Genomic DNA, 7,502 nt, shown 5'->3' with positions numbered 1-7,502 from the left:
GTTGTAAGTCATTTTTGTTGTACTAATCATGAATGGAACGCCATCGATTTTACGAGCTTCTAAGAAGTTTACAACTTTTGTGTAATCTCCTGAATTTTTGCCACCTTTTTTCATTATTTTCATAATTGAGTATGGGTGTTCTGGTTCTTTGATTGTGATTAGTGAAGAATTTGGTTTATCGAATGCTTTTTGAACGATATCTTCGAATTCTTCTGTGTCAATACCAGGAATTAAATAGTATTCAGCATCTTCGTCCATGCTTTCTAATCCTTTAACTTGTACTGATTTGAATTGTTTCTTAGCAATTCCCATCATAATAGCTAATAATTGTCTGATTCCTGTTGATCTATGTCCTGAGATAATAATATTTTCGTGGTTTTCGATTGCTTTTTCGATGAATTCTGCTTGTTGTTCATCTAAAAATTCTGAATCCACAAATCTTTGTATCATTGGGTGCATAAAAATCCTCCTTATGTTTGATTTAATAGCAATAATATTCTACCACATATTCAATAAAATATCATACTATTTTATTGATTCTATTTTTCTAGTTCTATAATATCTTTTAAGCCGTCCGTGTATTTGATGTCGTTGTTTTCAAATACCCAGAATGCTTCGACGCCGTCTAATGAATCGACTAATTTTCTTCCTTCTTCGTAATTCATAACAAAAACTGTTGTAGATAGGAAATCTGCAAGTCCAGAATCTTTTGTGACGATTGTCACTGATTTAAAATGATCTGCTGGATTTAGTGTATCCGGATCAATTATGTGGTGGTATTTTTTGTTGTTGTAAACGTAAAATCTTTGATAATCACCACTTGTAACCATAGATGTTGTTTCTGGTATTTTCAAGATTGCGACGTATTGCTTGTCTGGTTCTTCGTTCAAATTAGGATTTTGGATTGCGACTACCCAGCTGTCTTTTCCTTTTATGATTGGTTTTCCAATTGTTCTGACGTTTCCACCTGCTGAGATAATTCCAGATTTTAGTCCACGTTTTTCTACTTCTTGGGCTATTTTTTCTGTGGCATATCCTTTTGCAGTGGCACCCAAATCTAGTCTTGAATCTTTATCTTTCAAGAAAACTGTGCTGTTTTGTTCATCCAAAACTATGTTGTCGATACTTGTGTGAAGATTTTTTTCTTTCAAAACATCTGCTGAAGGAATTTCGATTTTTTTCTTTTCCAGAGCGTTGTCTCTGTATTCTTTCCACAAATCAGTTACAGAACCAAATGCAATGTTTGTTTTTTTATTGTATTTGGAATAATCTTCTACTGACCATTTGATTAAATCAAACAAATCTTTGTCGACTTTTACAGGTTTAACTCCTGCGTTATCGTTGATTGTCTTTGCGTTATCTACGCCATCAAAATTTTCGTAAGTGCTGTATAGTTTGTGAAGTCTGTCAAATTCATCGTTGATAAACTTGGAATACTCATTGAATTCTTTTTCAGATTTTGTATACAAACTATATCTTATTACTGTGTCAAATTTGTCATAAAGTGTGGCTTCGTGTTTCTCAAAATCTTTAGATGAAGATTCAGCATTTTCATTTACTTGTGGTGCTGGTTCTTTTGGAACTGGTTTATTTTCACCTTTTTCTTGAGAACAGCCAACTAACATTGTTAATGTTAAAAATACTAATATAAATTTTTTCATATAATCACCACATACATTATATCAAATTTTAGATAAAAGTTGACATCTTTGACTTATTTTAACAATATATGCTTTTAAATTTCCTGTTTTATAGTATAATGGTAATGACAATTTTTTAGGAGATGAATAATGAAGAAAGCTATTATACTTTCTGCCGGAGAAGGCACTAGAATGAAATCTCACAACTCAAAAGTTTTGCACAAACTTTTGAACAAGACTATGATTGATTACGTCATGGATGCTTGTGATTTTGTGGATCAAAAAATAGTAGTCGGCGGAAATAATTACGATATTTTAAGAGAAAACTTAGATGAAAGTATTCATTTAGTAAAACAAAATATAGGAGAAAAGTATCCTTATGGAACAGGATATGCCGTTAAATTATGTTTGGATGAAATAAATGACGACGATAAAGTTATTATTTTAACGGGAGATACTCCGTTGATAAAGCAAGAAACGTTGAAGAAGTTTTTTGATTTCCATGAACAACAAAATTCAGTTGCAACAGTTCTTACAAGTGAAATCGACGATCCATTTGGATACGGACGAATTGTAAAAGATAACGACGGCAATTTGCTCAAAATCGTAGAACAAAAAGATTGTAACGAAGAACAACTTTTAATTAAAGAGTTCAACAGCGGCATGATGATTGTAAACGGCGATGTGTTGAAGATGTCGATTGAAAAAATCGGTACAAATAATTCGAAAGGTGAAATGTATTTGACAGATATTTTCGAAATCATCAGAAAAGACGGCAAAATCATCAAGACTTTCAAACACTCTGATGTCAACGAAACTTATGGAATCAATACAAAAGCTCAATTGTATTTCTGCGAAGAAATTTTGAAACAAAGAGTCAACCAAAAATACATGGAAGAAGGCGTTGTAATTTCAAATGCAGATTCTGTAATTATTGAACCGTCCGTAAAAATTGGAAGGGACACTGTTATTATTGGACCTTGCAGAATTTACGGAAACACAGAAATAGGATCTGATTGTTTGATTAAAGGAGATTGCGAAATCGTGGATTCCAAAATCGATGACAATGTGGTTATCAAATCATCATACATCGAAAATTCTGTTGTTGGAAAAAATACAGACATCGGACCTTTTGCACATTTGAGACCAAACAGCGTTTTGAAAGAAAATGTTCATATCGGAAACTTTGTTGAAATCAAAAACTCAACTGTAGGAAACAAAACAAAAGCAGGTCACTTGGCTTATGTTGGGGACAGTGATTTGAAGGAAAATATCAACATCGGTTGTGGAGTGATTTTCGTAAATTACGATGGCAAGAACAAACACAGATCCGTAGTTGAAGACAATGTGTTTGTCGGTTCTAATTCAAATGTGATTGCTCCTGTGACTTTGAAAAAAGACAGCTTCATCGCTTGTGGAACTACAATTACTGAGGATGTTGAAGAAGGCGCACTTTCAATTGGAAGAAGTCGCCAAGAAAATAAAAAAGATTGGGTTTATAAGAAAAAAAGATAGAAATGGAATGATTATATGTATTTAATCGCAGGACTGGGTAATCCAGGAAGTAAGTACGAATACACAAGACACAATGCCGGATTTATGGTTATAGATGATTTGGCAAAAAAATTGAATATTAAGGTGAACAAATTAAAATTCAAATCGTTGATTGGTGAGGGATTTATCGGAAACGAAAAGGTGATATTGATGAAGCCTTCAACGTATATGAATGATTCTGGAAAAGCTATATTGGATTGTTTTAATTATTATAATTTATCAGCAGAAAATCTTATTGTTATTTGCGATGACATTGATATTCCTTTTGGAACTATTAGGATAAAAAAGAAAGGATCTGCGGGAACTCACAATGGGTTGAAGTCCATAATTTATTTGATTCAATCGCAAGATTTCGCAAGAATCAAAGTCTCTGTCGGTCAAAATGATAAATATGATCTGAAAGATTTTGTGTTGTCACAATTTAGCAAGAAGGAATTCGAAGTTTTGGAAAAAGAAATCGACATGTCAAGTGAAGCTGCTATCAAAATAGTTGAAGAAAATGTCGATTACGCTATGAACAACTTCAATGGGAAAAGCATGATATGAATTTTCTAACTAAAATTTACGAAGATAACACAGAATTTCAGGGATATTTAAATTCTTTATCATCTGATAACTCGTCGATTTACATTCACGGTGTCATTAAGGAAGCTTTCGCAAGTTTTGTGTATGCCACATCCAAAAACATAGACAAACCTCTTGTAGTAGTCGTAGAAGACAATATGAGAGCGAGGAATTTGACGGAATATTTGAATGATATTGAAGATAATATTTGCGAATTTTTTCCAAGCAGAGAACTCAACTTGTACAACGCAAGATCACTAGATGATAATGCAGAAGATCAAAGAGTGAATGTGCTGTTCAAATTGTTAAACGACGAAAAATTTATTATCGTTACGACATTTGATGCTTTAACTAAGAAAATCACCAAAAAATCAGTTGCAAAAAAATATGCATTTACAATCAAAGACACCGATTTGATAAATTTGGAAGAACTTCAAGAAAAGTTGAAGGTATTGAAATACGAAAGAGTAGACACCATAGAATCCAAGGGACAATTTGCTATAAGAGGTGGAATTGTAGATATTTTTCCTGTACACAGCAGATTTCCTGTAAGAATTGAATTGTTCGATGATGAGATAGATTCGATGAGGTTTTTCGAAGTATCAACCCAAAGATCCATCGAAGATTGCAAGTTCATCGATATCATTAGTTGCAGCGAACTTATCATTGAAGGATCAAAGAAAGATTCTATTATCAATTCTATTCAGAAAAATTTGGACAAGAGAGTTAATCATCCGATTTTTGGAGAGAATGTAGACAATGTCAAGGACAAATTCGAAAAACTGATGGAATACATCAGAAGTGATTTGGAATACGAAATCGACTTGGTGTCATGTTTTCTTACTAAAAAAGATTATGATACTGTGTTCGATTATTTTGCTGACGACAGCATAATGCTGATTGAAGATTTGTCCAGATGTTATGATATTTATAAGGAAAAAGAAAAGAGATTTTTGGAAGATTTTGTGTATTTGGTTGAAAAAGGAGAGGTTTTATCCAAGCACGAACAATCTCTTATTCCAATTTCAGATATTTTGAAATTGATAAAATCGAAAACATCTGTCAACATTACAAGTTTGGTCAAAAGAACTAGACTTATCGAATCAAATGCTATGTATCAGCTTAAAACATTGGAAGCGCCAAACTTTAACAAAAACATCGACAGTTTGGTTGAAAATATCAAATCCAACAGTTTAAGAGGATTCAAACAAATTGTGTTCGCGGCAAATATCGAACGAAAAAATATGCTAAAGGATTTGTTCTTGACCAATGGAATTCCTACTCTTGAAGCTGAAGATTACAATGCGAACATCAAATCTTCGCAGGTTTTGATTACTCAGAAGAATTTGCCTAATGGTTTTGAAATAAAAGATCCTAAGTATTTGATAATTACTTACAAGGAAATTTTCGGACGCGAAAAACAAATTCGAAAACGTAAGAAGAAAAAAAGCACCGGCCAAGATATTGTCAATTATTCTGATTTGAATATTGATGATTATGTGGTTCACGAAAATCACGGGATTGGTCAGTACAAGGGAATTGAAAAAATCGATGTAAATGGAATTCAAAAAGATTACATTGTAATTCAATACAAAGCTAATGATAGGCTAATGATTCCAACCGATCAAATGAATTTGGTCCAAAAATACATCGGCGGTGGCAATGTCAAAAAGCCTTCTTTAAATAAACTAAGTGGAAATGATTGGGCAAAGGCAAAACAAAAAGCCAAGAAATCAGTAGATGAAATGGCGGATGATTTGGTTGAATTGTACTCGAAAAGAGCCAAATTAAAAGGATATCAGTTCTCACAAGATACCGAATGGCAAAGGGAATTCGAAGATTCATTTCCTTACGAAGAAACAGATTCACAAGTACGATCCATTGAAGAAATCAAAGCTGATATGGAATCGGACAGGCCAATGGACAGGTTATTGTGTGGCGATGTTGGTTACGGTAAAACGGAGGTTGCCATCAGAGCTTGTTTTAAAGCGATAATGGATGGGAAACAAGTTGCGTTTTTAGTTCCGACGACGATTCTTGCACAACAACATTTCAACACTATAAAAGAACGATTCAGAGATTATCCTATCAGAGTTGAAATGATGAGTAGATTCGTATCTCCAGCACGTCAAAAACAAATAATGAAGGATGTGCAAAGAGGCCTTGTAGATTTATTGGTGGGAACTCATAGGATTTTGTCGAAAAATTTGAAGTTCAAAGATTTGGGATTATTAGTAATCGACGAAGAACAAAGATTTGGTGTGAGACACAAAGAAAAATTAAAATCTATGAGAGAAAATGTAGATGTACTTACGTTGTCAGCAACACCAATTCCTAGGACTTTACAAATGGGATTGACAGGAATTAGAGATATGAGTTTATTGGAAGAACCACCAGAAGACAGAACTCCAATATCAACTTATGTTACAGAGTACAATCCTAGTTTGATAAGAGATGCTATAATCAGAGAGCTTGACCGCGGCGGACAGATTTATTTTGTGTATAATAGAATAGAAGATATTGATCAGATGGAATTCAAATTAAAAGAATTGGTTCCAGAATTAAGCATAGCGATAGCACATGGTAGAATGAATGAAAAAGAGCTAGAAAATGTAATGCTTGACTTCCAAGATGGAATTTATGATTTACTATTGTGCACAACTATTATAGAAACGGGTCTTGATATACAAAATGTCAACACAATGATAATTTATAATGCAGATAAGATGGGCTTGTCGCAATTGTATCAATTAAAGGGACGTATTGGTCGATCTGATAGAACTTCGTTTGCTTATTTCACATACGAAGGACAAAAATCATTAACTGAAATTTCCGAAAAAAGACTTATGGCGATAAAAGATTTTACGGAATTTGGTTCTGGTTTCAAAATCGCAATGAGAGATTTGGAACTCAGGGGAGCTGGGAATCTTTTGGGAGAAAGCCAACACGGTCACATCGCAAAAATCGGTTATGATTTGTATGTGAAGCTTTTGGAACAAGCAGTCAGAGAAGCCAAAGGTGAGACTATTTCTGAAAACAAGAATACAGTCGCAATCGAAATCAAAGTCAACGGATATATTCCGGAAGATTACATTTCTGAAAATGAAACCAAGATTGATATATACAAAAAAATCGCATCTATACAAGATGAGGATGATTATTCTGAAATAATTGATGAATTAATCGACAGGTTTGGAGATGTTCCTAAGCCTATCGTTAATATAATGGATGTATCTATAATCAAAGCGTTCTGCGCGAGATTGTCCATTGAAAGTATAAAAGAAATAAAGGGAGAACTTTTCTTGCAATTTTCTTCTCCTGACAAAATTTCATTAGAAACATTAAAATACTTGACAGAAAATTACAAAAAAGAAATGAGATTTGATTTGTCAGAAAAACCTAAAATCATTTTGGGATTTGAAGACAAAAATTTGAGAGATCCTATTGAAGTATTATCGATACTTTTGAAGGATAATGAGAAATAATTGGAGGAAAAATGAAGAAATTTTTAGCAATTGTATTAGCTATGATGATGGTAATGGTAACATCATGTTCTAAAAAACCTGACGGAGCAGTAGCTAAGATTGGAAAAGAATACATCTACCAAAAAGATGTAGACAAGGTAATGGAAGATTACAAGCAATATTATGGACAAGATATTTTCAACCCTAATACAGAACAAGGTAAGGAAGCTTTGAAGCAAATCCAACCTAAAATCATTGATATGCTAATTAACGAAAAAAT

At 33.2% G+C, this 7,502-nt stretch carries 6 protein-coding genes; 4 read left to right on the top strand and 2 right to left on the bottom strand.

Annotation, left to right across the window (positions count from 1 at the left end; all coding sequences use genetic code 11):
* A partial coding sequence (locus tag KHW44_RS04480; RefSeq protein WP_304066481.1) for a hypothetical protein occupies nucleotides 1-459 on the bottom strand: 459 nt, incomplete at its 3' end.
* 80 nt (nucleotides 460-539) lie between these two features.
* Entirely contained in the window at nucleotides 540-1,661 is a 1,122-nt protein-coding gene (locus KHW44_RS04475) for an FAD:protein FMN transferase (protein ID WP_304066478.1), read from the bottom strand.
* Between the two features lie 129 nt (nucleotides 1,662-1,790).
* On the opposite strand from KHW44_RS04475, the gene glmU reads away from it, so the two are divergent.
* The 4 genes from glmU to KHW44_RS04455 form a co-directional block, all read left to right on the top strand.
* The gene (gene glmU / locus KHW44_RS04470; RefSeq protein WP_304066475.1) at nucleotides 1,791-3,155 is read left to right on the top strand and encodes a bifunctional UDP-N-acetylglucosamine diphosphorylase/glucosamine-1-phosphate N-acetyltransferase GlmU; all 1,365 of its coding nucleotides are present in this window, start codon (nucleotides 1,791-1,793) and stop codon (nucleotides 3,153-3,155) included.
* A gap of 15 nt (nucleotides 3,156-3,170) precedes the next feature.
* Nucleotides 3,171-3,740: an aminoacyl-tRNA hydrolase gene (gene pth, locus KHW44_RS04465; RefSeq protein ID WP_304066472.1), complete on the top strand. Its 570-nt coding sequence runs from the start codon at nucleotides 3,171-3,173 to the stop codon at nucleotides 3,738-3,740.
* On the top strand, nucleotides 3,737-7,243 hold the full coding sequence (gene mfd / locus KHW44_RS04460) for a transcription-repair coupling factor (RefSeq protein WP_304066469.1): 3,507 nt from the start codon (nucleotides 3,737-3,739) through the stop codon (nucleotides 7,241-7,243). Before pth ends, mfd begins: the two co-directional genes overlap by 4 nt.
* Nucleotides 7,244-7,254: 11 nt before the next feature.
* A partial coding sequence (locus KHW44_RS04455; protein WP_304066466.1) for a SurA N-terminal domain-containing protein occupies nucleotides 7,255-7,502 on the top strand: 248 nt, incomplete at its 3' end.

Source organism: Finegoldia magna (genome assembly GCF_018371055.1).
Lineage (GTDB): Bacteria > Bacillota > Clostridia > Tissierellales > Peptoniphilaceae > Finegoldia > Finegoldia magna_I.
The sequence above is the reverse complement of the archived record's forward strand: the minus strand, read 5'-3'. Positions and strand labels throughout refer to the sequence as shown.

What these genes read in the sequence shown, in the direction of transcription:
- KHW44_RS04475 (WP_304066478.1), bottom strand. Translation starts at nt 1,661, where the DNA reads ATGAAAAAATTTATATTAGTATTTTTAACATTAACAATGTTAGTTGGC.
- glmU (WP_304066475.1), top strand. Translation starts at nt 1,791, where the DNA reads ATGAAGAAAGCTATTATACTTTCTGCCGGAGAAGGCACTAGAATGAAA.
- pth (WP_304066472.1), top strand. Translation starts at nt 3,171, where the DNA reads ATGTATTTAATCGCAGGACTGGGTAATCCAGGAAGTAAGTACGAATAC.
- mfd (WP_304066469.1), top strand. Translation starts at nt 3,737, where the DNA reads ATGAATTTTCTAACTAAAATTTACGAAGATAACACAGAATTTCAGGGA.